Source organism: Nocardioides sp. CF8, assembly GCF_000389985.1.
Taxonomy (GTDB): domain Bacteria; phylum Actinomycetota; class Actinomycetes; order Propionibacteriales; family Nocardioidaceae; genus Nocardioides; species Nocardioides allogilvus.
The window spans coordinates 1,058,495-1,084,206 of the sequence record NZ_CM001852.1; the positions used below are offsets into that span (position 1 = coordinate 1,058,495).

A 25,712-nucleotide genomic window follows, 5' to 3' on the forward strand; every position below is an offset into this window, starting at 1 on the left:
CCGCCCCACTTCCCCATACACACGCATCTCCAGCGAGGCATCGCAGATGGCTTCAAGTTTCGTCGGCCGGGACATGGCCGTGGACCTCGGCACCGCCAATACGCTGGTCTATGTCCGCGGCAAGGGCGTCGTGCTCGACGAACCGTCCGTGGTGGCGATGAACACCACCACCGGCGAGGTCCTCGCCGTCGGCCACGAGGCCAAGCGCATGATCGGCCGCACACCCGACAACATCGCCGCCATCCGCCCGCTGAAGGACGGCGTCATCGCCGACTTCGAGGCGACCGAGCAGATGCTGCGCTACTTCATCCAGCAGGTGCACCGCCGCCGCTACTTCGCCAAGCCGCGCATGGTCATCTGCGTGCCGAGCGGGATCACCGCCGTCGAGCAGCGCGCCGTCAAGGAGGCCGGCTACCAGGCCGGCGCCCGCAAGGTCTACATCGTCGAGGAGCCCATGGCGGCTGCGATCGGCGCGGGCCTGCCGGTCCACGAGGCGACCGGCAACATGATCGTCGACGTCGGCGGCGGCACCACCGAGGTCGCGGTGATCAGCCTCGGCGGCATCGTCACCAGCATGAGCGTGCGCACGGCCGGCGACGACCTCGACCAGGCGATCATCGCGTGGATGAAGAAGGAGTACTCCCTGATGCTGGGGGAGCGCACCGCCGAGGAGATGAAGCTGACCCTCGGGTCCGCCTTCCCGCTGCCCAACGAGCCCGAGGCCGAGATCCGCGGCCGCGACATGGTCTCCGGGCTGCCGCGCACCGTCGTGGTCTCCAGCGCCGAGCTGCGTCAGGCGATCGAGGAGCCGCTGCACAACATCATCGACGCCGTGCGCTCGACGCTCGACCAGACGCCGCCCGAGCTGGCCGGCGACATCATGGACCGCGGCATCGTCCTGACCGGCGGTGGCGCGTTGCTCCGCGGCCTCGACGAGCGCCTCCGGCACGAGACCGGCATGCCGGTGCACGTCGCCGAGGACCCGCTGTCCAGCGTCGCCCTCGGCGCCGGCAAGTGCGTCGAGGAGTTCGAGGCGCTGCAGCAGGTCCTCGTCTCCGACGTACGGCGGTTCTGATGGCCGGACTCGGGGGAGGCGGTGCGACAGGTGGCCGCGAGCGGCGCTGGCGCGGCATCGACCGGCTCGACTCACGCAACCGTCCGCCACGCTCGGTGCTTGTGGCGCTGGTCCTGGCCAGCGTCACGCTGATCACGCTCGACTTCCACGGCGGCGCCGACTCGCCGCTCGAGCCGGCACGCCGGGCCGTGGGCGAGGTCTTCGGTCCGATCGAGGTCGGCACCGCCGCCGTGATCCGCCCGTTCACGGCCGTCCCGACGTGGATCCGGACCCAGGGCTCGCTCAGCGACGAGGTGCGCGACCTCGAGGCCGAGAACTCCGAGCTCCGCAGCCAGGTCGCGACCGCCGGCTACGACAAGAACCGGCTCGAGGAGTACGACGGCCTGACCCAGTCCGCCGAGAGCCTCGGTCGCGCGCTGGTCCCGGCCCGGGTCGTGGCCCACGGCCCCTCGCAGTCCTACAGCCAGACCGTCACCATCGACGCGGGCTCCCGGGCCGGCATCGGTCCGGACATGACGGTGATCAACAACGACGGGCTGGTCGGTCGCGTCCTGCGTGTCACCCGCACCACCGCGACGGTGCTGCTGCTCATCGACAAGGAGTCCAACGTGGGCGGCCGCGTCGGCTCGAGCCTGGAGATCGGCTTCGTCCAGGGCCGGGGCTCGCTGGCCGACGACGAGCTCGACCTGCACCTCGTCGACGACGCCGTCATCCCGGGCAAGCACGACACGGTCGTGACCTGGGGCAGCTCCCAAGGCCCCTACCAGCGTGGGGTGCCCATCGGTCGGGTCACCGACGTCTACTCCAGCCTGATCGCGAGCACGCAGCGCGCCGTGATCGAGCCCTTCGTCAACTTCTCCGCGCTCGACGTCGTGGGCGTGATGGTGCCGACCGGCACCACCAGCGACCGGGCCGTGATCGAGGCCGACGGAGCGATGCGATGAAATTCCGCCTCGCCCTCGCCGCCCTCGCGATCGCGGTCGCCCTGGTCCTGCAGGTCTCGCTCTTCCCGCACTTCGCCTGGCACGGCATCGTGCCCAACCTGTGCCTGCTCGTCGTCGTCGCGGCTGCCCTCACCATCAACGCGCCCGCGGCCATGGTGCTCGGCTTCGCGGCCGGGGTGGCCCTCGACCTCGTGCCGCCCGCCGACCACGTCGCGGGTCGCTGGGCGCTCGCCCTCACGGTGGTGGCGTTCCTCGCCGCCCGGGTGCGCCAGGACGTGAAGCCGACCGCCGCAGCCGTGGTCGGGACGGTCGCCGCCTCCTCGTTCGTCGGCACCTCGATCTTCGCGCTCACCGGCCTGCTCCTCGGTGAGAGCGGCTCGGTGCCCGATCTCCTGCTGGTCATCGCCGTGGCCGTCGTGTGGGACGTGCTGCTCACGCCGCTCGTGCTGCCACCGCTGATGAAGCTCTTCGCCCGACTCGATCCGCAGCTGGCGACGACCTGATGGCTGTCACCGGTTCACAGAAGAGCCGCCTGCGGCTCGTCGTCGTGCAGGCGCTCGTCTTCTCCCTCTTCGCCACACTCTTCGTCCGCCTCTACTACCTCCAGGTCGTCGGCGGTGAGGGCTACCAGGCCCAGGCGGCCGACCAGTCGGTCCGCGACATCGTCGTCCAGCCGCAGCGCGGCCTGATCGTCGACGACCAGGGCCGACCTCTGGTCGCCAACCGCACCTCCTGGGTCATCTCGATCGACCGCAACCTGATCGACAAGCTGGGGGAGCGGCAGCGCACCGAGCTCGTCCGCCGCGTCTCGGTCGTGGTCGACCAGGCGCCCGAGGACCTCGAGGAGCGCCTGGTCACCTGTGGACACGAGGGCAGCATCCGCGGCACCTGCTGGAACGGCTCGCCCTACCAGCCCGTGCCGGTCGCCACCGACGTCGGCAAGGACGTCGCGCTGCGCGTGCTGGAGCAGCCCGAGGACTATCCCGGCGTCGTCGCCGAGCAGCAGAACGTCCGCGCCTACCCGCGCCCGTTCGGCGTCAACCTGGCCCACGTCCTGGGCTACCTCAGCCCGATCACCGAGGACGAGTTCGACGCCGCTCAGGACGCCGACGACCAGTCGCTCAACGGTGCCTCCAGCGTCGGACGCGCCGGCATCGAGAAGCAGTACGACGAGTGGTTGCGCGGGCTCCCGGGCTACCGCCGGGTCGCGGTCGATTCGATGGGCCGCGTGCTCGGGGACGACAGCACCATCGAGGCCACGCCCGGCGACACGCTGGTGACCTCCATCGACGCCAAGGTGCAGGCCGTGGTCGAGAAGGCCCTCGCCGAGCGGATCAAGGTCCAGCGCCAGACCTTCGACGATGTCTCGGGGCGCTACTACGAGGCCGACTCGGGTGCCGCCGTGGTGATGGAGGCGAAGACCGGGCGGATCGTCGCGATGGCGAGCCAACCGACGTACGACCCCGGCGTCTGGGTGGGTGGCATCACCGAGAAGGAGCTCCAGCACCTCTACTCCGAGGAGGCCGGGACGCCGCTGCTCTCGCGCGCGACCCAGGGCCAGTTCGCGCCCGGCTCGACGTGGAAGCCCTTCATGACGGCCGGCGCGCTCCAGAACGGCTACTCGACCGACACCTCGCTGCCGTGCTCGAGCGGCTTCCAGGTCGGCAACCGGGTGTTCAAGAACTACGAGTCCGGCTCCTACGGCAGCATCGGCTTCGCGAAGGCGCTCGAGGTCTCCTGCAACACCTTCTTCTACCGCGTCGGCTACAACTTCTGGCAGAAGTTCGGCTCCGACGAGGCCGACGTGAACGCGAAGGACCCGCTGGTCGAGAAGGCGAAGACCTTCGGGTTCGGCTCCCGCACCGGGATCGACGTCCCCGGTGAGGCTCCCGGACGCATCGCCGACCGGCAGTGGAAGCGTGACTACTACGAGTCCATGAAGGACTACTACTGCGGACTGGCCGACAAGCCGCAGACCGCGGAGACCAGCGACTTCGTCTACAAGTTCGCCCGCGAGTTCTGCATCGAGGGCTATGCCTACCGCGCGGGCGACGCGGTCAACTTCTCCATCGGCCAGGGCGACACGATCGTCACGCCGCTTCAGCTGGCGCGTGCCTACGCCGCGCTGTCCAACGGTGGCACCCTGTGGCAGCCGACCGTGGCCAAGGCCGTGGTCAGCCCCTCGGGCGAGGTGCTGCGCCGGATCCGGCCGGTGAGGTCGGGGAACGTCGACGTACCCCGCAAGTACCTCGACTACATCGACGCGGCCCTGCAGAACGTCAGCAGGGTCGGGACGATGGCCTGGAAGCTCGTCGGCTTCCCGCTCGACGACGTGAAGATCCGGGCCAAGACCGGCTCGGCCGAGGTCTACGGCAAGCAGTCGACCGGCTGGGTCGCGTCCTACACCGAGGACTACGTCGTCGTCATGATGATCAGCCAGGGCGGCACCGGCTCGGGCTCCACGGGCGACGCCGTGCGCGAGATCTGGGAGACGCTCTACGGCGTCGACGGCGAGACCGTGAAGCCGGACGCAGCCGCCATCCCCGGCGTCGTCGCGCCCGACACCTTGCCCACCTTCCTGCGGGACGGCTCGATCCTGCCGCCGGTGAAGGAGACGAAGTGAGCATCTCGACCTCGACCCGCACCACGCTGAAGGCACCCGGCCTCGACTGGTTGCTGATGGGGGCCGCGCTCGCGCTGGTCGTCCTCGGCACCCTGCTCGTCTGGTCGGCGACCTCCACCCGCGAGGACCTCACTGGCGGCGAGACGACCGCCTACCTCACCAAGCAGCTCGTCAACGTCGCCATCGGGCTGGTCCTGATGGTGATGGTGATGGCCACCGACCACCGCTGGGTGCGGATCGTGGCTCCGGTGTTCTACGCCGGCTCGATCGTGGGGCTGGGGCTCGTGCTCGTGGCCGGCTCGACGATCAACGGCTCCCGCTCGTGGCTGCAGGTCGGCGGCATGTCGATCCAGCCCTCGGAGTTCGCCAAGCTCGCCGTCGTCGTCGGGATGGCGCTGCTGGTCGCCGAGCGCACCGAGGGACGCTGGCGCCGCGGCGTACGCACTCCCGAGGTGATCGGCATGCTGGTGATCGCGGGGCTCCCCGCCGCGCTCATCATGCTGCAGCCCGACCTCGGCACGATGCTGGTGCTGACCGCGACCGTCTTCGGCGTCCTGGCCGTCTCGGGCGCGGACCGGCGCTGGCTGATCGGGCTCACCGCAGCGGGCATCGCGGCTGCTGCCCTCGCCGTCACCGCTGGCGTGCTGAAGGACTACCAGGTCGACCGGTTCCTCGCCTTCACCAACCCCGGCCTCGACCCGCGCGGTGCCGGCTACAACACCGAGCAGGCGCGGATCGCGGTCGGCAACGGCGGCCTGTTCGGTCAGGGACTCTTCGACGGCTCGCAGACCCGCTCCGGCTTCGTGCCCGAGCAGCACACCGACTTCATCTTCACCGTCGCCGGCGAGGAGCTGGGGCTGGTCGGCGCAGGCCTCGTCATCGCCCTGCTGGCCGTCGTCATCTGGCGGGCGCTGGCCATCTCGGCCGACACCGACGACATGTTCGGCCGGATCGCCGCCGCCGGCATCGCCTGCTGGTTCGGCTTCCAGGCCTTCCAGAACATCGGCATGTGCCTGGGCATCATGCCGGTCACCGGCGTCCCGCTTCCCTTCGTGTCGTACGGCGGAAGCTCGATGTTCGCCGGCATGCTCGCGCTCGGCCTGCTGCAGAACATCCACCTGCGCTCGTCGTCGGCACTCCCGACCAGGTTGCTCGCCACTCAGCGGGTGCTGGTCCGCCGCTAGGACGTTTCCCCTTGCCGCGGAGCGGCTGCGGGGCTGCGCGTCGACGGTGAGCTCCCGACTTCGTCGGGCACTCACCGTCTCCGCTTGGGACAGTCCGTCGCGGCGGGGACCACGAAGTCGGCGTACAACCGCGCGTGGTCGGAGATCGAGGAGCGGAGCACGGCCGCCCGCTGCGGCTCGATGGTGGGGCTGGCGAGCAGGAAGTCGATGCGCGAGCCGTTGGGGCCGGTGCCTTCGGGGCCGGAGCCGACGGTCCAGGCGTCGACCAGCACGCTGGTCAGCGGCGCGAGGGTGGCGGTGTTGATGGTGGCGTTCATGTCGCCGCCGAGGATGACGGGGTTCTCCTCGTTGGCGATGATGCCGGCGACGTGGCGCGCCTGGGCCTCGCGCAGGCCGACGATCTTGTTCTGCAGGTGGGTGTTGTAGATCCGCACCTCCTGGCCGCCGATCTCGACCCCCACACCGAGGAGTCCGCGCTGCTCGCCGCCGGGGCCGTTGGGCAGGAGGTAGTTCTCGGAGCCGAGGATCTTGAAGCGGGACAGGATCGCGACGCCGTACTCCCCGCCGCCCGAGCGCACGTTGGCGCCGAAGGCGTGGTTCATCCCGAGCGCCTCGGCGAAGTAGGCCGCCTGGTCGATGTTGCCCGTGCTGCCCTTGAACCGGTCGATCTCCTGGAGCAGCACGATGTCGGGGTCGAGGGCCCTGATCTCGGCGGCAACGGTGCCGATGCCGCCGTAGGAGCGGTGGGTGTTGAAGTCGAGCACCCGGATCTCGACCGACTGCTGGAGCTTCTTGCACGCGATGGCCTCGATGCCGGGCGGCGGCGTCGGGATCACGTCGGCCTCGCCCTTGTCCGGCTTGCCGGGCTCCTCCGTCTCGTCGGTCGGCAGCGGCACGACGGTCCCGCTCGGGCTCTGGGTCGCGGTGGGGGTGGGCGCCGCGTCGGGCGCGTCGCCGCCGCGGGTGCGATCGAGGACGACCAGCGTCGCGATGATGCCGAGGACGAGGAGCAGCAGGCCCGCGCGGACGAGGTTCTCGCGCTTGGTCACTGGCTTCCCCCGGGATCTCTACGCGCCACATCGCGCGGTCGTCGGGAGAAGTGTGCCGCAGACCCGGTCCGGGAAGCGCGAAGAGGTCGCCGTACCCGAGAACTGCGCATCCCCCTTGCATCCGGCGTAGCCTTGGAGGCTGCTCCATTCCTGCCAGTCCTCGAGGTGTCTCTTCGTGTCCGTCGCTGTTTCCCCGGCATCGGTCTTCCCCCAGCTGGAGTCCCGGCTCCCGTCCGTCCAGAAGCCGATCCAGTACGTCGGCGGCGAGCTCAACTCGACCCTCAAGGAATGGGACTGCGGGGGTGAGACCACCGTCCGCTGGGCGCTGATGTATCCCGACGCCTACGAGGTCGGCCTGCCCAACCAGGGCGTCCAGATCCTCTACGAGGTGCTCAACGAGCGCGACTGGATCGTCGCCGAGCGCACCTACGCCGTGTGGCCGGACATGGAGGCCGTGATGCGCGAGCACGGCATCCCGCAGTTCACTGTCGACCAGCACCGCCCCGTGCGTGCCTTCGACGTCTTCGGCCTGAGCTTCTCCACCGAGCTCGGCTACACCAACATGCTCAACGCGCTCGACCTGGCCGGCATCCCGCTGCACGCCGCCGACCGCACCGACGACGACCCGATCGTGCTCGCCGGCGGTCACGCCGCGTTCAACCCCGAGCCGATCGCCGACTTCATCGACGCGGCCGTGCTCGGTGACGGCGAGGAGGTCGTGCTCGCGATCTCCGAGGTCGTGCGCGAGTGGAAGGCCGAGGGCGAGCCGTCCGGCCGCGACGAGCTGCTGCGCCGCCTCGCCGTCAGCGGCGGGGTCTACGTCCCCAAGTTCTACGACGTCGCGTACGCCGAGGACGGCACCATCGAGGCCGTCGTGCCCAACCGCCCGGGCATCCCGTTCCGGGTCGCCAAGCACACCCTGATGGACCTCGACGCGTGGCCCTACCCCGCCAAGCCCCTCGTGCCGCTGGCCGAGACCGTGCACGAGCGCTTCTCCGTCGAGATCTTCCGCGGCTGCACGCGCGGCTGCCGGTTCTGCCAGGCCGGGATGATCACCCGACCGGTGCGCGAGCGCTCGATCGAGACCATCGGTGCGATGGTCGAGAACGGCATCCGCAAGTCCGGCTTCGAGGAGGTCGGGCTGCTTTCGCTCTCGAGTGCCGACCACACCGAGATCGGCGAGATCGCCAAGGACCTGGCCGATCGCTACGAGGGCTCCAACGTCTCGCTCTCACTGCCCTCGACCCGCGTCGACGCCTTCAACATCACGCTCGCCAACGAGTTCTCCCGCAACGGTCGCCGCTCGGGCCTGACCTTCGCGCCCGAGGGCGGCAGTGAGCGGATGCGCAAGGTCATCAACAAGATGGTCAGCGAGGAAGACCTGATCCGGACCGTCGCGGCGGCGTACAGCCACGGCTGGCGCCAGGTGAAGCTCTACTTCATGGTCGGCCTGCCCACCGAGACCGACGAGGACGTGCTGCAGGTCGCCGAGCTGGCGAAGAAGGTGATCGCCAAGGGCCGCGAGGTCTCCGGCCACAACGACATCCGCTGCACCGTGTCGATCGGCGGCTTCGTGCCGAAGCCACACACGCCGTTCCAGTGGGCCGCCCAGCTCGACCACGAGACGACCGACGTGCGGCTGAAGAAGCTGCGCGACACCGTCCGCGACGACAAGCGCTACGGCCGCGCCATCGGCTTCCGCTACCACGACGGCAAGCCCGGCATCGTCGAGGGACTCCTCTCGCGCGGCGACCGACGCGTCGGCGGGATCATCGAGCAGGTGTGGCGCGACGGCGGCCGCTTCGACGGCTGGAGCGAGCACTTCTCCTACGACCGGTGGATGGAAGCCGCTTCGGTCGCCTTGGCCGGCACGGGCATCGACGTCGACTGGTACACCACCCGCGAGCGCGACTACGACGAGGTGCTCCCGTGGGACCACCTCGACTCGGGCCTCGACAAGGACTGGCTGTGGGGTGACTGGGAGGACGCCCTCGCGGTCGCCGACGGCTCCTCCGACGTCGAGATCGAGGACTGCCGCTGGACCCCGTGCTACGACTGCGGTGTCTGCCCGGAGATGAACACCGAGATCCAGATCGGGCCCACGGGCCAGCGGCTGCTCCCCCTCGCGGTCATCTGACGCTAGTCGAGAGACAGCGGTATTCCGCAGCCACCGGGTCACTGCGCGATACCGCTGTCCACGATGATGTGCGCATGACCACGATCGACAACGTCACCCTCGACACCGCCGCCAACGTCTACTTCGACGGATTGTGCGTCAGCCACACGTTCCACCTCGCCGACGGCACCCGCAAGAGCGCGGGCGTCATCTTCCCCAGCACGCTCACCTTCGGCACTGCCGCGCCCGAGGTCATGGAGATCGAGGCCGGCTCGTGCCGGGTCACGCTCGACGGGACGACGACGTCGTACGGCGCGGGGGAGTCGTTCGCCGTTCCCGGTGACTCCTCCTTCGACATCGAGGTGCTCGAGACGCTGAGCTACGTCTGCCACTACGGCTGACGATCGTGCACACCCACGACGTCACGGTCATGGGCGACGTCGTGCGCAAGCGCTACGTCTCGTGGGACGACCGCGAGCCGGAGCGGGAGTGGGCGGGATTGGTGCACCTGTCCCGTGAGTCGCCCGGCCTGGCGCCGACCCCGGTCGCACGTGAGGTCGAGGACGGTCGGCCCGTGGTCGTGATGTCCCTCGTCCCCGGCGAGCCGCTGACCAGCGCGCTGAGCGCCGCCCAGTCGAAGGCCTTCGCCGAGGTGCTGCGCCGGCTGTTCGCCGTACCCGTGCCGGAAGACTTGGCGGAGCGCGCGAACGGACCGCAGGTGATGCGGGACCACGTACGCGAATGGCTGTCCGAGGACTACGACCTCACCCAGTGCCAGGACCAGGCACTGGTCCGCACCGCCAAGGATCGTGCCGTCGCGTGGCTCGCTGTCGTTCAGCTGCCGGATCTCGTCGACCGCGTCGTGGCACAGGGGGACGGCAACCTCGACAACGTGCTCTGGGACGGCGAGGTCTGCCGGCTGATCGACTGGGAGGAGTACGGCGCCTCCGACCTCACCTACGAGATCGCGGACGTGGTCGAGCACGCGTCGTCGCGGCTGACCCGCAGCCTCGACGTGGACGCCCTCCTCGCCGACCTCGACCTCGACCCCACGCAACGGGAGCGGCTCGCGGTGCACCGGCTGCTGCTCGCCTGCTTCTGGCTGATGATGCTGCTGCCGGGCAACGGCGGCTTCAAGCGCAACCCGGCGGGCTCGACGGAGGACCAGGCGCGGCACGTGCTCGCCCTGCTGGATCAGAGCTGACTGTCGAAGTAGCGGATCGTCCGGTCCATCGCGGCGGTGAACGCGGGTCCGAAGGCGTGCCCGTCGTCGTACCACTCCAGGGTCGAGTCGACCCCGGCGAGGCGCATGGCGTCCTGGGTGGCTCGGGCCCACCGGGGCGGGCAGGTGTCGTCGAAGCGACCGTGCACGATCAGCACCGGCTCGGTGATCGCCGACAGGTATGGGCGGGCGGAGACTGCCTGCCAGAAGGCAGGCTGGTCCTCGGGCAGCCCGTGGGCCTCGACGATCGCCGCCGCGCGGGAGTCGCCGTCGCGCCGGACGAAATGGTTGAAGTTCTCGCCCTCCAACGACGACACCGATGCCCACAGGGACGCTGCGCGCACCAGTCCGGGCGCGGCGATCAGGGCCTTCATCACGACACCGCCGCCCATCGAGCGGCCCATCAGCGCGACGCGGTCGTCGTCCAGCGGCACGGCGCGTGCTGCGCGCAGTGCCTTCACCGCCGCGATCACGTCGGCGGAGTAGCCGAGCCGCAGGTCGCGGGCTGGGCGCGGATCGTCGCTCGACCCCGCGTGCCCGCGGTAGTCGACGTGCAGGGCGATGTAGCCCCGGCTCGCGAGCACCGTGCGCTCGCGCGTCATCCCCTGGCCGCTGGCATAGACGGCCGGGTCGATGTAGCCGTGCGCCAGCACCACCGCCGGGAACGGCCCGGGGCCCGTGGGGATGTTGAGCACGCCGCTGATCACCAGCGAACGCCTGCCGGACGTGGAGCGGTACGTCACGTCGAACGAGGTGTACGCCGCCGTGCTCTCGCGCACGGCACCGAGCCGCAGCCTCGAGCCGCGGTGTGAGGTCGCCTGCAGGGCAGCCATCGACACCGGGTCCAAGGGCGTGGTCGGGGCGACGGACGCCGTGCCGGTCGGTGAACTGGGTGCCGGCAGGACGGGTGACGTGTCCGGGGGCGTGGTGCCCGGAGGTGCCGCCGGTGTGCACGCCGTGAGCAGGACGGCCGTGAGCGCCACGGCAAAGAGTCGGCGGGTGCACCTCACGTGACCACGGTACGGCGGGCGATAGGGTCGCGCTCGTGACCGTGCACCCTCCTGAGCCCGACTCCACCGCGCTCATGGCGGAGCTGGCGGCCGCGCGGGCCGAGTTGGCGCAGCTGCGCACGGCCCAGGAGCAGGTCGCCGAGCGGGAGGCCGAGCTGGTCGCCGCCCGCGACGCAGCCGAGCGGATCGCGCGGACGCTCTCCGAGGCGTTGGCCGACCGGGTGCGCATCGACGCCGCAGGTCGAGGCCGGGGGAGCGGGCTGCTGAAGGGCCGGCAGAAGCCGGTCACCCGCGACGAGGAGGCGCAGCTCGAGCTGATCCGCGGCTCGGAGCTGTGGGACGCCGCGTGGTACCTCCGCACCTATCCCGACGTGATCGAGCTGGGGGAGGACCCGGCGCTGCACTTCGTGCGCCACCCCTACTACCCGGTCCGGCACCCGAGCCCGCGCTTCGACGTCCGGCAGTACCTCATCGACCACCCGGACGCGGTCGAGCAGCGGATCAACCCGCTCGTCCACTTCCTGCTCACGCCGGAGTCCCAGGGTGCCGACGCCTACCCGCCCAAGCCCCGCTGAGATGACCGGTCCGATCGACGGGCGCCGGGCCGAGGTGGCCGACTTCCGGCGGCGCTGGCACCGCTTCGCGCGACGCTGGCGCGCGGCCTCGCTCCGCGACCTCGACGAGGCGCGCACGCTGCTCGACAAGGCGCTCACCGAGGGCCTGCCGCCCGTCGGCGACGCCGACCCCGCGCCGCCCCCGCCCGCGGTCCAGGTCGCGTGCGCGCGCGCCGTCGTGGCCGCCAGCGGCTTCCTGGACGCCGACGACTACACCGTCCAGCACCGGCTGCGACGCGGCACCGACCCCGTCCGCCACTTCGTCGACGAGGGCTGGCGCAGCCTGCGCACCCCGAGCCTGCGCTTCGACCTGTGGACCTACTGGACCGAGCACCTCGACCCCACCGACGACACCGTCAACCCGCTGCTCCACTACCTCCTCCGCGGTCGGCACGACGGGCTCGCGGCGCTGCCGACCCCCGCCCCCACCCGGCCGCCGACCATCTTCGACGGCCCGCCGCGACGGGCCTGCCTGTTCGCCGGCTACGACCGCGACGGCCTGGTCGACGCCACCGTCGTCGCCTACCTCACCGAGCTGTCCCGCCACGCCGACGTGTTCTACCTCGCCGACGGGGTCCTCGAGCCGGGTGAGCTCGCGAAGCTCGACGGCGTCGTGAAGGGAGCCTGGAGCGTCCCGCACGGCGCCTACGACTTCGGCTCGTTCTCCCTGCTCGCGCGCGACCTCGTCGGCTGGGAACGCCTCGCGGACTACGACGAGGTCGTGCTCGCCAACGACAGCTGCTATCTCCTGCGCCCCCTCGACGGGGTGTTCGCGGAGATGGACACCCGCGCGTGCGACTGGTGGAGCCTGCAGGCGACCTCGATGGAGCACGACGAGTCCTACATCAGCGATGACTCCCCGATCCCGCTGGCCGAGGCCAAGCAGCGCCTCATCGGCCCCCGCCACTGGACCGACGACCGCTTCGTGCACCTGAGCTCCTACTTCCTGGCCTTCCGCCGCCCGGTCCTCGACGACCCCGGCTTCCGCTGGCGCCTCGACACGGTGACCCAGCAGCAGGAGAAGCGTCTCGTCATCCACAAGTACGAAGTGGGCATCAGCCGCTACCTCCTCGACGCCGGCTTCGACTTCGACACCCTGCTGCCCGACCTGTGGGCCTTCCACCCGCTCTACGGCCGGCACTTCTTCGAGCTGGTGGAGCGCGGCTTCCCCCTCGTCAAGCGCAACTACCTCGGCGAGAACCCGCGCCACGTCGCCGGGTTGGAGCAGTGGGAGGAGCGGTTGCGCCCCCTCGTCCCCGACGCCCCCTTCGAGGCCATGCGCGCCCACCTCGAGCGCGTCACCGCTCCCGCGATGCTGCGTGAGGCGTACGGCGCCCGCCTCGCCGACGACGGCCGACGCCAGATCCCGCTCCGGGCCACCCAGGGCTACGGCCTGCGCCGGCTGGACCGCGAGACGCCGACCTTCGCGCACTGGTGGGCCTTCCCGGTGGCCGCCACCGGTCGCCTCGACCCGGGCCTGCGCGCGGTCTTCGAGGAGGTCCGGACGGATCCCAGCGTGCACAAGGTCGTGCTCACCCGCGGCCGCCCCCTCGCCGACGAGCTCACCGGCGAGCGGGTCACCGTGCTGCCGATGGACACGCCCGACGGCCAGGCGGCGATGGTGCGCTGCGGGCTGATGCTGACCGACGAGACCCCCGACGTCACCTATCCCTTCTCGTTCCCGCGCTCGCGCCACGACCACGTCCACCTCGGGGTCGGGCTGCCGCACGTCCCGGGTCCCCACGCTGGTGACTGGGGCCGGCTCGAAGCGGTCGCAGCCTGCTCACCCGGCGAGGCCCTCGCGCGGGCCGCGACACTGCCCGACCTGGACCTCGCGCGCCTGTGGCTGACCGGCCTGCCCCGTCACGACCACCTGCTGCTCGCCCCGGAGCTGCTGCCCGCCGACCTGCGGGCCCAGGAGGAGAGACTGCGCGCCGGTCTCGCCGGCCGGCCGCTCGTCGTCTGGTGGGTGCGCGGTCCGGCCCGAGCCCTCCCGTCGGGCCTGGCGGACTGGGCGCGCGAGCACGACGTGGTCGTCGGGGTCCGGGAGCCGCGCGTCGACCGCGCCGACGGCTGGACGCGCGCCCTGCTCGACGCCGACCTGCCGCGGCTCATCGGCCTGTCCGACCGCTCCGTGACCTCCCCGGTGCCGGTGCACCGGGTCGCCTCGGCGATCGTGACCGACGACGACCCGCACGCCCTCGACGCGCTGGTCACCGGCGTCCCGCTGCTGCGGCTGACCGGTTCCGACGACCAGGCCGCGGCCGCCGACCACGGCTGGGCGCAGCCGACGAGCTGCCCCGACGAGGACGCCCTGCGAGCGAGGCTCACCGAGCTGGCGCTGGCCGGGTTCCCGCGCCGCGAGGTGACCGTGCCCGACGGTGCACCGCCGCTCGACGGTGCCGCAGCCCGCCGGTTCGTGCACCGGCTGCGGCTGCTCAGGCGTCGCTGACAGCGGGGGCGTCGGCCTCGGCGACCCACTCCTGCCACGGCAGGTAGGTCTGCTTGAGCCGGTCCACCAGCCGCGCGGCGCTGCGCCCGTCGGACAGGGCGTGCAGGGCACGGCCCCACTCGGCGTACGGCGCCTCGACCTGACCGTCGGAGAGCGCGCGCTCGACGACTGCGACCAGCGCGCCGCTGTCCGCAGGCACGGCGAACGGCAGGTCCGGCGTCGCCGGGGAGGCGACGGCGGGCCGACCGGTGGGGGAGAAGTCGGCGAGGTCGGCGGGGGTGCCGCTGACCAGGACGTCCGCGAGCCGCCACACCATCTCCGGGACCAGCGGGGCCCGCAGGCCCAGGGTGCCCTCGAGCCACGACACGTCCATCAGGTCGACGAGCGGTGACGGCACGCGGGGTGTCGCGCCGGAGGTGGGCAGCACCGCCACCACCACCTCGTCCGCGCGCGTGCCCGCCCACGTGGCCAGCGCCGCGAGGTCGAGCTCCCCGCCGCGAGCAGGTGAGAGCAGGACGAGCCGGCGGCCCTTGAGGAGCCCGCGCAGGGCGGTCAGCTCGCTGCGGAGCTCACCGGAGAGCCCCTCCTCGTCGCGCAGCAGCAGGTCGACGCGTGGCGAGCCGATCGCCCACAGGCCGTCGGGGTCGAGGTCGGGGTAGTCGGTCCCGGCCCCGTCGTGGGCGGCGACGAGCGCTCGGGTGAGGTGCGCCTCGTAGTCCGCGGGCGGCAGCGGCCGCTCTCCGGCGAGGCTCGAGCCAGCGAGCGCCACGACGGCCGGCTGCAGGCCGGTGGCGTGCCCGAGGTCGAGGAACCGGTGGTGGCGACGGCCCAGCGGGTGGTTGACGTCGGCTCGGGGACCGATCGTGCAGAAGACGGTGGCGGCGCGGAGGCCGTACATCTGACCGGCCGTGCTCTCCGAGGGCACGGCCGCGACGTTGTCACCGCCGAGCTTCACGCGGTGTCCACCGAGCAGCACGACCTTCTTGACCGACGGGTCGTCGCGGACCTCCTCGAAGACCGCGCGCACCGCGCCGGACAGCACGCCGGTGCGTGGGTCGACCGGGAAGATCCACCAGTGGTCGAACTTCGGCACCCAGCGGTCCTCGTCGGCGAACTCGGCCGGCCCGATGTGCCCGGGCGGCTGCACCGTGCCGTCGCGGCGGGAGCGGAAGCCGAAGCTGCGCACGAGGCTCCAGGGTGGCGCGGTGCGACGCATGCTGCGGTCCATCGCCTCGACGTCGGCGCCCGGAGCGGCTTCGAGCACCCGCTCCTTCCACCGGTGCAGGTCGGGGGTCTCGAACGGGTTCTCCGTCAGCAGCTGGCGCTTGAGCAGCGGGAAGCCCTCGTGCATCAGCTCGAAGGCCGACGCGCGGTAGACCGGGTGGTAGGCCAGGATCCCGTCGACGAACGTGGCCATCGTGAAGCCGGCCAGGATCAGCAGCCGGGAGAAGCCGATCTCGTACTTGAGGATGATCGTGACCTTCTCCGACTGCGACGCCACCTCGTCGAGCCGCTTCCGGAACCGCGGGTCGGTGTGCACGCGACGGCGGTAGCACAGGAAGTAGGAGCCGACGTGGATGAAGTCGGAGTAGCGCCACAGCGCCAGCTCGCGCATCTGCTCGCCGACCTCGTCGAGGCCGAGCCGCCGCCCGAGGGCGTCGAAGGCACGGTCGTCGAAGTCGTCGTACGTCGCCTGCAGCCCCCACCAGTCGCAGGCCGTCGCGTCCATCTTGGCGAAGACCTGGTCGAGCGGCTGCACCAGGAAGCACGAGTCGTTGGCGAACATCAGCTCGTCGTAGCCGTCGATGACGTCCCAGCCGACGAGCTCCTTGGCGAGCATCGAGTAGGAGCCGAAGTCGTAGCGGCCGTGCCGGATTCCCCACGCGCCCTGGGTGTACGGCGCCAGCTTCTCCAGCTCGCCGGGCGCGAGCTCGCAGTCGGCGAGGTAGTAGACGTCGGCGAACCGGCTCAGGTCGGCGATGTAGGTGACGACCGTGTCGTCGACGACCCCGTCGCCGTCGTAGCCGGCGAACAGGCAGACGCGGCGCGGGGCGTGGTCGGGACCGGGCGCCGCCGGGGGCGGCAGGGTCTCGAGGCTCGGGAGCGGGGACAGCCCGGCGCGACGGCCCTCGACGGCGTAGTGCACCACCGGGTTGATGTCCTCGCGCGTGGCGTCGAGGTGGTCGCACCAGTAGCTCCACATGTCGAAGTCCGCGGAGGGGTGGCGCAGCTCCTTCCACCCGCGCAGCACGAAGTGTTCGAGCTGCTCGTTGCGGCCGCACAGGTCCCAGAAGAGGTCCTTGTTGTGGGCCCAGTAGCCCATGGTGTCGAAGAGGCCGGCGGCCTGGATGACGGCCGCCTCGGCGCGGCCCCGCTCACGTGCGCTCGGGTCGAAGGACGACGAGGGCTCGCCGGGCGGGAGCCCGTCGCGGACGGCATCGGCGACCAGCCGGGCACGGGTCTCCTCGTCGGCACCGAGGAACGTCTCGCAGAAGGCCAGCCAGCGGGTGCGGTAGGCCTCGAGGGCCAACATCAGCTCTCCGCAGCGTCGACGAGGACGCGGCCGTCGTCGAGCTGCCCGTGCCGCTGCGCGTGCACGACGGCCGGCAGCCCGGCCTCGGCGACCTCGGGGTGGCGACGCAGGTAGCGCCCGGTGCTGAAGCCCTCGCTCGGGTCCAGGCGGCGGGCGTTGGCGTGGCGGACATGGTGCAGTGCGGGGGCGAGGCGCTGCTCGAGGATCTCGGACTGGTGCTGCCGGAGATACCAGCCGGCGTCGAAGAGCGCGCTGGCCTCGACCTCACGCACCAGCTCGGCCTCGGGATCGCGGCGACGCAGCCGGCCGAGACCGGACTCCTGGTCGCGCCAGTAGCCCGCGGAGAGCTCGGCGGCGAGGGCGGTCGCGAGTGCCTCGGACTGCTCGCGGAGCCGGGCCCGCTGGCGCCGTACGCGCTGGAGAGCCTCGGTCAGGTGCTCGAGCTCGTTGCGCACCCACGTGGTCTCGCGACGGGAGAGCTCGAGCTCACGTCTCGCGTCAGCGAGGCTGCCCGCCGCTGTCGGGTCCGAGTCGTGATCCACGCGTCGGAACCCTACACTCGCCCGGGATCCCGAGATCGAAACGGCTCGGGCGGGGCAAGGAGAGGCTGCGGTTCGTGCAGACACCAAGGGGCAGGTGGGCAGCATCGCTGCTGCCGGGCGACGCCGACACCCGTGGCGGTCTCTGGCGCAACACCGTCGTCTTCTGGGTGTGGGGCGCGCTCTTCTTCTCCCTGTGGTCGCTCGCGACCCCGCTGTGGTCCGCGCCCGACTCCATCGCCCACGACCTGCGTGCGTACGGCGCGGCGCACGGCAACCTCACGCCGGCCCCGCCGCCGGGGGAGCGGGTGTTCGGCACCACCGGCGTCGACCGCGTGCCCGCCGGGCTGGTCTCCTCGGCCGGCACGGCCGGCTGCTACGCCTTCCAGCCGGAGGTGTCGGCCGGCTGCATGGCGCCCCTGGGCACCGACGAGAAGCTGGTGCGCTACGACAACCCCGCGGGCCGCTACATCCCCACCTACTACGTCGCCACCGGTGTGCCGAGCCTGGTCGTGCCGCTCTCGCTGGCGATGCCGGCCGAGCGCGTCGCCGCGCTGCTGATCAGCTCGTTCTTCCTCGCCTGGGCACTGGCCGCGGCGTGCACCATGCGCCGCCCCGCGATCGCGGTCACGGGTGTCGTCATCGGCTGCTCGCCGATGGTGGGCTATCTCGGCGGCGTCGTGAATCCCAACTCCCTCGAGATCAGCGCGATGGCCGCGGTCGGCGCGAGCAGCCTCGCGGCGCTGCTGCGACCCGAATCGCCGATCTCGCCGACGATGCTGCGGCACGCGCTGCTCGCCGGCAGCGTCGTGTGCATCACCCGGATGATCTCCCCGGTCTGGCTGGCGATCTGGCTGGGCGTGCTGCTCGTCGCGTTCGGCGGCGTCCTCGTCAAGCGGCTGCTCGAGCGTCGGATGCTCGCGTGGACGGCGCTGCCGATCGTCGCCAGCCTGGTCAACTGCGCCTGGACGTTCAGCTCGGCCGGCGCCCTGTCCGGCACCCCGGTCGCGGCCCAGGTCTCGGCCTCGCAGGCGTGGTCGCTGTCGGCGGCGCGGATCGACGGCGGCCTCAACGAGGTCGTCGGTCAGTTCGGGTGGCTCGACACGACGCTGTCGCCGCGCGACTACACCTTCTACATCGCGGCCGCGGTGTTCCTGATCGGCATCCTCGCCACCTTCGTGGATCGCCGCCGCCTCGTCGCCATCGCGACGCTGATCGCGGCGGCCTACTTCGTGCCGGTCGCGATCCAGGCGGCCCAGTGGAACTCGGTCGGCCCGGTCTGGCAGGGGCGCTACACGATCCCGCTGCTGATCCTGGTGCCGACGATGGCCGCGATGGTGGCCGCGCAGTCCGAGCACCCCTTCACCGACCGGATCGCCTTCGCCTTCGTGCCCGTCACCGGGTTGCTGGCCTACGTCCACGTCCGGGCCTACTTCGTGCAGCTGCGCCGCAACGTCGGCGGCGCGTCCGGCGACGCCTTCGACGGAGGCTGGGAGCCGCCGCTGACCGCCGAGGTCCAGTTCGCCCTGCTCACGGTGTTGGTCGTGCTCACGTGGTTGGTCCTCAGCCGTTCCCTGCTCCGAGCCGTCGAGCGGCCCGTGCCCAGCGAGCCCGTGACCGCTCCAGCCTGACGCGTCAGCGTGACAGGACGTGGCGCAGCACGCGTGCGGTCGCCGCACGGGAGCGGCTGCGCAGCGCGACCGGGAGCAGCGACACCGCGTGCAACCGTGACGTCCAGTGCGTGCGGGCCGACCGGGCCGCACGGGACCAGCCGCGGGCGCGGAGCGTGGCAGCCACCTCGCCGAACCAGCGCCGCTCGTCAGCGAGCCGGTCGCCCTGCAACAGGCTGGTCGACGAGGCGCTCTCGTCGTGGCGGCGGTAGTCGAAGCAGACCTCGGGAACGAGGAGCAGGCGGTTGCCGGCCATCACCGCGTCCATGATCAGCGCGAGGTCGAGGATGATCGGCAGGTCCGCACGGAACGAGCGGGGCGCCAGCGCGTCGACCCGGAAGACCAGCGACGGCCAGTAGAGCCAGTTGCCGCGCAGCAGGCTGGACGCGAGGCGCTCGCCGCCGAGCACGGTCGGTCCCGTGATCCGTGGCCGGATCAGCGCCTTCACCCGGTCGGCGAGGCCGTTCGCGGGCTGGCCGTCACCGCCGATGACGCGCACGCCGACCTGGATCATCTCGACATCGGCGTACGCCGTGTGGTGGCGCCAGACGGTCGCGACGAAGTCGTCGTGGAGCAGGTCGTCGCAGCCGAGGAACATCGCGAGTCGTCCCGTCGCGAGGGTGCGGCACTTCTCGAAGTTGCCCGCGATGCCGAGGTTGACCTCGTTGCGGACGTAGGACACCCGTGGGTCGGCGTGGTGCTCGTAGGTCTGTCGGGCCGTCGGGTCGGGATAGCCGTCGTCGACGATGGTCACCCGCCAGCGCGGGTCGCTCTGGGACAGCACCGTCGCCATGGTGGCGTCGAGCAGCGCCGGGTCGCCCCAGTAGGGGATCAGGACGTGCAGGAACTCGTCCGGGTCCGCGTCATTGGTCACTGCGGTCGATCTGGTCGGTCGGACGTTGGGTCGCGTCGGCGTTCAGCCGCAGCAGGGCGATCTCCTCGGCGAGGGTCCGGGTGCGCTCCTCGAGCTTCCCGATCTCGAAGCTGTGCTGGAGGCTCATCGCGAGCAGCAGCAGCGAGGCGATGAAGAAGATCAGGTTGGACGGCACCTGCACGTTGAGCAGGTCGGAGAGGCCGAACAGGATCGCCGGGAACGCCGCGATGACCAGCGATCCCATCGCCAGGACGAACCAGATCAGGGCGTACTTCTCGCGCAGCCGGTGGCGGCGCAGCATCTCGAAGAGCGTGACGACGACGATGATCGCTGCGGCCAGGCCCAGCACGTTGGCGCTCGTCATGCCGCGTCCAGGGGGAGCGGGCCGTCTTCGGCGACGACACCCTCGTCGAAGCTGGCCGGCCACTTGCGGACGAGGGCCAGGCCGAGGGCGACGACGGCGCGGAACAGGAACACCGCGGCGCGGATCGGGGAGGCACTGGCCGTCCCGGCCATCCGGCGGCGCATGTCGATCGGCACCTGCGTGACCGTGCAGCCGACCCGCGTGGCGATGACGAGCGACTCGACGGTGTCGCCGAGGTACTCGGCCGGGTAGTGCTCGGCGAAGACGGTCATGGCGCGGCGGTTGCAGGCGCGGAAGCCGGAGGTGACGTCGGTGAGCCGGGTGCCGGCCAACCGGCTGAGCACCTTCGCCAGGAGGAACATCGCCCAGCGGCGCGGACCGCGCACGGTGTAGGGGTCGTCGGGCTTCGCGAACCGCACCCCGATGCAGATGTCGGCGTGGTCGAGCTCGGCGATCAGCGCCGGCAGGAAGCGCGGGTCGTGCTGGCCGTCCGCATCGATCTGGACGGCGATGTCGTAGCCCTCGCGCACGGCGTGGCGGTAGCCGGTGCGCATGGCGCCGCCGACCCCGAGGTTGAAGGGCAGCCGGGCCACGCGGGCACCGGCTGCTTCTGCTCGTTCGGCTGTCGCGTCGCCAGAGCCGTCGTCGACGACGAGGACGTCGACCTCGGGGTGGACCTCGAGGATCTCGCGAACCGTCCGGCCCACGCTGTCCTGCTCGTTCCACGCCGGGACGATGACGAGCACGCGGGGTGGTGATTCGGTTCGCGGCACGCGGGGGATCGTAGCAATCTGGAACTGCGGCATACTCCCCGGCGTGAACTCAGGGGGAAGGTCGGGTGCGCTCGTCGAGCGGGCGCGCGGGATGCGGGGCTGGCGGGCGCACGCACTGCTGCTGCTCATGTTCGCGCTGCTGGCGACTCCGCTGATCGCCCACGAGGCGACGCACAACCGCGAGCTGAGCATCTTCGACGAGTGGCAGTACGCCGAGCGGGTGCACCAGGTCGCCACCGGCGACGTCTGGATGCGCAACGGTGAGGTGATCGGCCCGTGGGCGCAGGGGACCCGGGCCTGCCGCGGGATCATCCGGGTCGTGCCGCCCCAGCCGGCTCCCTGCTTCGGCAACGAGCCGGTCCTGATCGCCAACTCGGCCGCGTCGGACCCGCCGCCCTACTTCGTCGCCACCGGCGCGGTGACGGGCGTGCTGCTGGCCACCGGGATCACCGACAACGCCGTCACCACGGGCCGCCTGGTGGGCATCTTGTGGGCCGCGTTGAGCATGTGGTCGCTGTTCCTGCTGTTCCGCGCCGTGGGCGCCACCCGCGCCGGCTCCCTGGTGGTCGCGCTCACGCCGCTGCTGGTGCCGGCGTTCCTCCAGCAGTACACGTTCATCACCCCGCACGCCCTCGACATCCCGGTCGGCGCCTTCGCGGCGCTGGCCACCCTGCGCTTCCTGCGCGCCGAGTGGCCCTGGTGGACCCTGGTCCTCGCCGGTCTCGGCGTCGCGGGGGTCAAGGGGTCCAACATCGCGGTCGTCGTCGGGCTCGGCATCGCGCTGCTCGCCGTCATGGCCTGGCCCCGGCTGCGCGGCGCCGGCGCTGCGGCCGCCGGGGAACATCCGCTGGGTGCCGCCGTCCGCCTGCGCGCCCTCGTGGCCGGCGTGGCCCTGGCCGGCAGCACGGTGGCGTTCACGGTCGCCTGGATGCTCGTCGTGAAGGCCACCCAGCTCGTCGAGCCGCCCCCGCCCGGCGACTACGCCGTCGACTCGCTCGCCCCGGCCGCCCTGGTGACCGACAGCATCCGCTTCCTCAGCCTGCTCGGCGAGGGGCCGCTGCTCGCACCGGGCCTGTGGTTCCTGATGGCGATGTCCGGCTCGGCGCTCGCGATCTGGACCGGCCTGGCCCGCCCGCAGCTGCCGTTCGTGCGCCAGCTGGCGCCCGGCTTCCTGCTCGGCGCCGCGCTGGCGCCGATCGTGCTCGACCTGATGGTGTTCGTGACGACGGGGCAGTACATCGGGATCCAGTTCCGCTACGGCCTGGCCCTCTTCCCGCTGGGCCTCGCCTTCGCCGCACTCCTGCTGCGCAGCCGCACCTCGGTCGTCGTCGCCCTCGCGGCCCTCCTGCTGTACGCCGCCTCGCCGGCGCTCGCAGGCCTCGACAGCATCGCCATGTGAGTCGCTGAGGTGCCCGCAGCCATGAACGGACCGGTCCGCCACGTCGACGACGACGAGCGCCGCACCCGCCTCGCGCGACGGCACGCCCTCCATCCTGGGCACCGCGTCGCCGACGCGCTCGCAGCCACCCGGGCGATGACCGTCCTGCACTCGACCGAGCCGCCGACGCCGTACCTCTCCCTGCAGGCGCGGGTGGACGGCCTGACCCGGGCCGACGTGGACCGGGCGCTCTACGACGACCGCAGCCTGGTCAAGCAGCTGGCCATGCGCCGGACGCTGTTCGTCTTCCCGCGCGACCTGCTGCCGGCGGCGTGGGGGAGTGCCTCCGCCAGGGTCGCGGCCCAGGAGTGGAAGAGGATCGCCAAGGACGTGGTGGTGAGCGGGCTGGCCGCCGACGGCGACGCGTGGCTGCGCGAGGCGCGTGCGGCCGTCCTCGCCCGGCTCGCAGGCGGGGACGAGCTGGGTGCGAAGTCGCTGCGCGAGGAGCTGGGCGAGCTGGCCGGCCGGGTCGACATCGGCGTCGGGACGAAGTGGGCGGGAGAGGTCCCGATCGCACCGCGCGTGCTCACCCAGCTCGGCGCGGACGCCCGCATCGTGCGCGGCCAGAACGGCAGCCACTGGCGGGTCTCGCAGCCGAGGTGGACGTCGATGACGGCGTGGTTGGGGGAGTCGCCCGCACCGCTCGACGAGGCGGCCGGCTATGCCGAGCTCGTACGCCGCTGGCTGCGCACCTTCGGGCCCGGGACCGAGACCGACATCGTGTGGTGGTTGGGCTCGACCAAGTCCGCGGTCCGCCGGGCGCTGGTCGACGTCGGCGCGGTCACGGTCACCCTCGACTCCGGCGACACCGGTTGGCTGCTGCGCGACGACGCCGCCCCCGAGCCGGCCGTCGAGCCCTGGGCCGCGCTGCTGCCGGCGCTCGACCCGACCCTGATGGGCTGGAAGCAGCGCGACTTCTACTTGGACCCCGGCCACACGCCGTACCTCTTCGACACCAACGGCAACGGCGGCACGACCGCGTGGTGGAACGGCCGGGTCGTGGGCTGCTGGGTGCAGGACCTCGACGCGTCGGTCCGGGTGGTGCTGTGCGACGACGTCGGTGCCGACGGGCGGGCCGCGCTCGAGCACGAGGCCGCCCGGCTCACGGCGTGGCTGGACGGGGAGATCGTCAACAGCATCTACGCGTCGCGACTGATGCGTGAGTCGAAGTTGCCGTGAGGCTGCCCTGAAGTCGGCAACTGCGGCTGCCCACGGCTAGCCTGTGCGGCGATATGGCACGCAAGGATCCACCTCAGCAGCCGCCCCCGGTCCAGCGACTTCGTGTGCGCTACGCCAAGCGAGGCCGCCTCCGGTTCACCAGTCACCGCGACTTCAGCCGCGCCTTCGAGCGCGCGGTCTTCCGTGCGCGCATCCCGATGGCCTACTCGTCGGGGTTCAACCCGCACCCGCGGATGTCCTACGCGGGCGCAGCGCCGACCGGTTCGGCGAGCGAGGCCGAATACCTCGAGATCGCGCTGGCCGAGGTGCTGGTCCCCGCCGAGGTGCACGCGCTGCTCGACGAGGCGCTGCCGCCCGGCCTCGACATCCTCGAGGTCGTGGAGTCGCCCGGCGGGTCGCTGGCCGACCGCCTGGAGGCCAGCCGCTGGCGGATCGACGTCTCGGCGCCGCTCGCCGACGTGCGGGCCGCGGTCGAGGCCTTCCTGGCCGCCGACGAGGTGCTGGTCGAGCGGATGACGAAGAAGGGGCTGCGCGAGTTCGATGCGCGCGGCGCCGTGCTCGACCTGGCGGCCGACGCCTCCACCGAGCGCGAGGGAGCCGCCCTCGAGCTGGTCCTGCGCCACGGCGTCCCCGCGGTCCGCCCCGATGACGTGCTCAGCGCGCTGACCTCGATCTCCGGTACGGCGATGGGTGAGGCCCCGCTGATGACGCGGCTCGCCCAGGGTCCCCTCGAGGATTCCGGCGCCATCGGCGACCCCCTCCTCTAGCCGACGCGGCACGCGTTGCGCCGGGTCAACGTTGCCGGGGTTTGGGAGCGAGTGTGCGATACTCGCCACGTTCGACGCGGATGGTCCGCCATCCACGACGAGCCGACGACGTTCTCGCCGGGCCCCCTCAAGGTCCGGCACATCCAGATGTTGTTCGTCACCAGCTCCGCGACGCGGCTCGTGCATCAGTGACAGTGATGCACTCTCCAGGCCCAGCGACCGCGGAATGGCGACCGACGCGCATCGGATGACGCGCACGCGGAGGGTGTCGCCGCCATACGAAGGCTTTGCGTCCGACGCCCCTCACCCGGGTCTCGAGGCGCCGACACGGTCCCGGCTTCGATCCGGGTGCCGGCGAGGAGAGCGACATGCTCGACGACAACCCGAACGACAACGACAACACCACCACCGGCGGCTCTGAGCCCGCTGGTTCGCCCGAGGCCTCCGCCCCGGCCGCTCCGGTCGTGAAGAAGACGACGCGCAAGGCGGCGCCGCGCAAGACCGCGACGACGCGTGCGAGCGCGGCCAGCCCGGTCGCCGAGCCGGCCACCGTGGTCGCCCCGGCCGCCGAGCCGGTGGAGACCCCCGCCGCGCCGACGGTGAAGAAGACGACGCGCACCCGCTCCAGCGCCGCGAAGAAGACGTCCGCTGCTCAGGACGCCAGCGTCCAGGACGCGCTGATCCCCGACACCACGAGCGACGCAGCCGACGCGCCGGTCGCCAAGAAGGCGCCCGCGAAGAAGGCTGCCGCCAAGAAGACGGCCGCCGCGAAGACCGCGTCGGCCAAGGCTCCCGCTGCTGCGAAGGCCCCCGCGGCCAAGAAGACGGCGGCGAAGAAGACCACGAAGAAGGCCGCCGAGGTCGAGAGCCCGGCCCTCGACGAGACCGCCGAGGCGACCGAGACCGGTGCCGCCAGCACGGCTGTGCCCCTCTTCCAGGCGCCGGTCGTGACCTCGACGCGACGCACCCGCACGACCAAGAAGGTCGCCGCAGCCCCGGTCGAGGAGGTCGCCGCCGAGACCGCCGCCGACACCGAGACCGCCGCCGAGACCGAGGCCGCCAGCGACACCCCGCCGGCCAAGAAGGCCGCCGCCAAGCGCACTGCGGCCAAGAAGGCGCCGGCCAAGAAGGCCGCAGCCCGTCCCGAGACCGCGGACGAGGACGAGGTCGAGACCGACCAGGCCGACCAGGACACCGACACCGACGGCACCGCCGAGGGTGACAGCGACTCCGACACCGACGGCACCGGCCCCGCCCGTCGCCGCCGCCGTCGTGGCGGGCGCCGC

The 25,712-nt window shown here is 71.7% G+C and carries 21 protein-coding genes and 1 pseudogene; 15 read left to right on the forward strand and 7 right to left on the reverse strand.

The features are described 5' to 3' along the window. Window positions 1-46 precede the first annotated feature (46 nt). The 5 genes from CF8_RS05245 to rodA are packed head-to-tail and all read left to right on the forward strand — an operon-like array spanning window position 47 to window position 5,826. Window positions 47-1,075 (forward strand): rod shape-determining protein, encoded by a 1,029-nt coding sequence (locus CF8_RS05245; protein WP_036490292.1) that lies wholly within the window; start codon window positions 47-49, stop codon window positions 1,073-1,075. Further along, window positions 1,075-2,019: a rod shape-determining protein MreC gene (gene mreC, locus CF8_RS05250; RefSeq protein ID WP_010832093.1), complete on the forward strand. Its 945-nt coding sequence runs from the start codon at window positions 1,075-1,077 to the stop codon at window positions 2,017-2,019. Before CF8_RS05245 ends, mreC begins: the two co-directional genes overlap by 1 nt. Then, entirely contained in the window at window positions 2,016-2,522 is a 507-nt protein-coding gene (mreD, locus tag CF8_RS05255; protein ID WP_010832094.1) for a rod shape-determining protein MreD, read from the forward strand. The genes mreC and mreD overlap by 4 nt, the downstream gene beginning before the upstream one ends. Then, window positions 2,522-4,642: a penicillin-binding protein 2 gene (gene mrdA, locus CF8_RS05260; protein WP_010832095.1), complete on the forward strand. Its 2,121-nt coding sequence runs from the start codon at window positions 2,522-2,524 to the stop codon at window positions 4,640-4,642. Before mreD ends, mrdA begins: the two co-directional genes overlap by 1 nt. Beyond that, window positions 4,639-5,826, forward strand: coding sequence for a rod shape-determining protein RodA (gene rodA, locus CF8_RS05265; RefSeq protein ID WP_010832096.1), 1,188 nt, complete (start codon window positions 4,639-4,641; stop codon window positions 5,824-5,826). The genes mrdA and rodA overlap by 4 nt, the downstream gene beginning before the upstream one ends. Before the next feature lie 71 nt (window positions 5,827-5,897). On the opposite strand, the gene CF8_RS20700 is transcribed toward rodA, so the two are convergent. Beyond that, a complete protein-coding gene (locus CF8_RS20700; RefSeq protein ID WP_010832097.1) occupies window positions 5,898-6,875 on the reverse strand; it encodes an endonuclease/exonuclease/phosphatase family protein in 978 nt (325 codons plus the stop codon). A gap of 175 nt (window positions 6,876-7,050) precedes the next feature. Here CF8_RS20700 and CF8_RS05275 point away from each other — a divergent pair, with 175 nt between their 5' ends. The 3 genes from CF8_RS05275 (at window position 7,051) to CF8_RS20705 (ending at window position 10,195) form a co-directional block, all read left to right on the forward strand. Further along, window positions 7,051-9,012 carry a TIGR03960 family B12-binding radical SAM protein gene (locus CF8_RS05275; protein WP_010832098.1) on the forward strand — a complete coding sequence of 654 codons (1,962 nt, stop codon included), beginning with the start codon at window positions 7,051-7,053 and terminating at the stop codon, window positions 9,010-9,012. A gap of 74 nt (window positions 9,013-9,086) precedes the next feature. Next, window positions 9,087-9,392: a pyrimidine/purine nucleoside phosphorylase gene (gene ppnP, locus CF8_RS05280; RefSeq protein WP_010832099.1), complete on the forward strand. Its 306-nt coding sequence runs from the start codon at window positions 9,087-9,089 to the stop codon at window positions 9,390-9,392. 5 nt (window positions 9,393-9,397) lie between these two features. Beyond that, window positions 9,398-10,195, forward strand: a complete 798-nt coding sequence (locus CF8_RS20705) for a phosphotransferase family protein (protein WP_010832100.1) — start codon at window positions 9,398-9,400, stop codon at window positions 10,193-10,195. Here CF8_RS20705 and CF8_RS05290 read toward each other — a convergent pair. After that, window positions 10,186-11,223 (reverse strand): alpha/beta hydrolase family protein, encoded by a 1,038-nt coding sequence (locus CF8_RS05290; RefSeq protein WP_036490295.1) that lies wholly within the window; start codon window positions 11,221-11,223, stop codon window positions 10,186-10,188. The genes CF8_RS20705 and CF8_RS05290 overlap by 10 nt on opposite strands. Window positions 11,224-11,258: 35 nt before the next feature. Here CF8_RS05290 and CF8_RS20710 point away from each other — a divergent pair, with 35 nt between their 5' ends. Both CF8_RS20710 and CF8_RS05300 read left to right on the forward strand, forming a co-directional pair. After that, entirely contained in the window at window positions 11,259-11,798 is a 540-nt protein-coding gene (locus tag CF8_RS20710; RefSeq protein WP_010832103.1) for a hypothetical protein, read from the forward strand. 1 nt (window position 11,799) lies between these two features. After that, window positions 11,800-14,289 (forward strand): LPS biosynthesis protein, encoded by a 2,490-nt coding sequence (locus CF8_RS05300; RefSeq protein WP_010832104.1) that lies wholly within the window; start codon window positions 11,800-11,802, stop codon window positions 14,287-14,289. On the opposite strand, the gene CF8_RS05305 is transcribed toward CF8_RS05300, so the two are convergent. Further along, window positions 14,276-16,822: a rhamnan synthesis F family protein gene (locus CF8_RS05305; protein ID WP_010832105.1), complete on the reverse strand. Its 2,547-nt coding sequence runs from the start codon at window positions 16,820-16,822 to the stop codon at window positions 14,276-14,278. The genes CF8_RS05300 and CF8_RS05305 overlap by 14 nt on opposite strands. Beyond that, complete coding sequence (locus tag CF8_RS21845) at window positions 16,822-17,364, reverse strand: hypothetical protein (protein ID WP_010832106.1); 543 nt, start codon at window positions 17,362-17,364, stop codon at window positions 16,822-16,824. Before CF8_RS21845 ends, CF8_RS05305 begins: the two co-directional genes overlap by 1 nt. Before the next feature lie 74 nt (window positions 17,365-17,438). On the opposite strand from CF8_RS21845, the gene CF8_RS05315 reads away from it, so the two are divergent. Then, on the forward strand, window positions 17,439-18,992 hold the full coding sequence (locus CF8_RS05315) for a DUF2142 domain-containing protein (RefSeq protein ID WP_010832107.1): 1,554 nt from the start codon (window positions 17,439-17,441) through the stop codon (window positions 18,990-18,992). Window positions 18,993-18,996: 4 nt separating this feature from the next. Here CF8_RS05315 and CF8_RS05320 read toward each other — a convergent pair whose 3' ends face one another. Genes CF8_RS05320 through CF8_RS05330 form a run of 3 tightly spaced genes read right to left on the reverse strand, consistent with a single transcriptional unit; the run spans window position 18,997 to window position 21,042 of the window. Beyond that, window positions 18,997-19,905, reverse strand: coding sequence for a glycosyltransferase (locus tag CF8_RS05320; RefSeq protein WP_010832108.1), 909 nt, complete (start codon window positions 19,903-19,905; stop codon window positions 18,997-18,999). Then, window positions 19,895-20,269, reverse strand: coding sequence for a DUF2304 domain-containing protein (locus CF8_RS05325; RefSeq protein ID WP_010832109.1), 375 nt, complete (start codon window positions 20,267-20,269; stop codon window positions 19,895-19,897). Before CF8_RS05325 ends, CF8_RS05320 begins: the two co-directional genes overlap by 11 nt. Further along, window positions 20,266-21,042, reverse strand: coding sequence for a glycosyltransferase family 2 protein (locus CF8_RS05330; RefSeq protein ID WP_036490297.1), 777 nt, complete (start codon window positions 21,040-21,042; stop codon window positions 20,266-20,268). The genes CF8_RS05325 and CF8_RS05330 overlap by 4 nt, the downstream gene beginning before the upstream one ends. Before the next feature lie 43 nt (window positions 21,043-21,085). Here CF8_RS05330 and CF8_RS05335 point away from each other — a divergent pair, with 43 nt between their 5' ends. From CF8_RS05335 to CF8_RS22955, 4 genes and pseudogenes are all read left to right on the forward strand, one after another. Beyond that, on the forward strand, window positions 21,086-22,441 hold the full coding sequence (locus CF8_RS05335) for a glycosyltransferase family 39 protein (RefSeq protein ID WP_010832111.1): 1,356 nt from the start codon (window positions 21,086-21,088) through the stop codon (window positions 22,439-22,441). Window positions 22,442-22,462: 21 nt separating this feature from the next. Continuing rightward, complete coding sequence (locus CF8_RS05340) at window positions 22,463-23,659, forward strand: winged helix DNA-binding domain-containing protein (RefSeq protein WP_010832112.1); 1,197 nt, start codon at window positions 22,463-22,465, stop codon at window positions 23,657-23,659. Window positions 23,660-23,712: 53 nt separating this feature from the next. Continuing rightward, window positions 23,713-24,426 (forward strand): TIGR03936 family radical SAM-associated protein, encoded by a 714-nt coding sequence (locus CF8_RS05345; RefSeq protein ID WP_010832113.1) that lies wholly within the window; start codon window positions 23,713-23,715, stop codon window positions 24,424-24,426. A gap of 368 nt (window positions 24,427-24,794) precedes the next feature. Further along, window positions 24,795-25,712 (forward strand): annotated as a pseudogene (locus tag CF8_RS22955) (hypothetical protein); the annotation flags it as partial.

Excerpts from the sequence above, each read along its gene's own strand:
- mrdA (WP_010832095.1), top strand. The coding sequence starts at position 2,522 with ATGGCTGTCACCGGTTCACAGAAGAGCCGCCTGCGGCTCGTCGTCGTG.
- CF8_RS05300 (WP_010832104.1), top strand. The coding sequence starts at position 11,800 with ATGACCGGTCCGATCGACGGGCGCCGGGCCGAGGTGGCCGACTTCCGG.
- CF8_RS05305 (WP_010832105.1), bottom strand. The coding sequence starts at position 16,822 with ATGTTGGCCCTCGAGGCCTACCGCACCCGCTGGCTGGCCTTCTGCGAG.
- CF8_RS05340 (WP_010832112.1), top strand. The coding sequence starts at position 22,463 with ATGAACGGACCGGTCCGCCACGTCGACGACGACGAGCGCCGCACCCGC.
- mreD (WP_010832094.1), top strand. The coding sequence starts at position 2,016 with ATGAAATTCCGCCTCGCCCTCGCCGCCCTCGCGATCGCGGTCGCCCTG.
- CF8_RS05245 (WP_036490292.1), top strand. The coding sequence starts at position 47 with ATGGCTTCAAGTTTCGTCGGCCGGGACATGGCCGTGGACCTCGGCACC.
- ppnP (WP_010832099.1), top strand. The coding sequence starts at position 9,087 with ATGACCACGATCGACAACGTCACCCTCGACACCGCCGCCAACGTCTAC.
- mreC (WP_010832093.1), top strand. The coding sequence starts at position 1,075 with ATGGCCGGACTCGGGGGAGGCGGTGCGACAGGTGGCCGCGAGCGGCGC.
- CF8_RS05345 (WP_010832113.1), top strand. The coding sequence starts at position 23,713 with ATGGCACGCAAGGATCCACCTCAGCAGCCGCCCCCGGTCCAGCGACTT.
- CF8_RS05325 (WP_010832109.1), bottom strand. The coding sequence starts at position 20,269 with ATGACGAGCGCCAACGTGCTGGGCCTGGCCGCAGCGATCATCGTCGTC.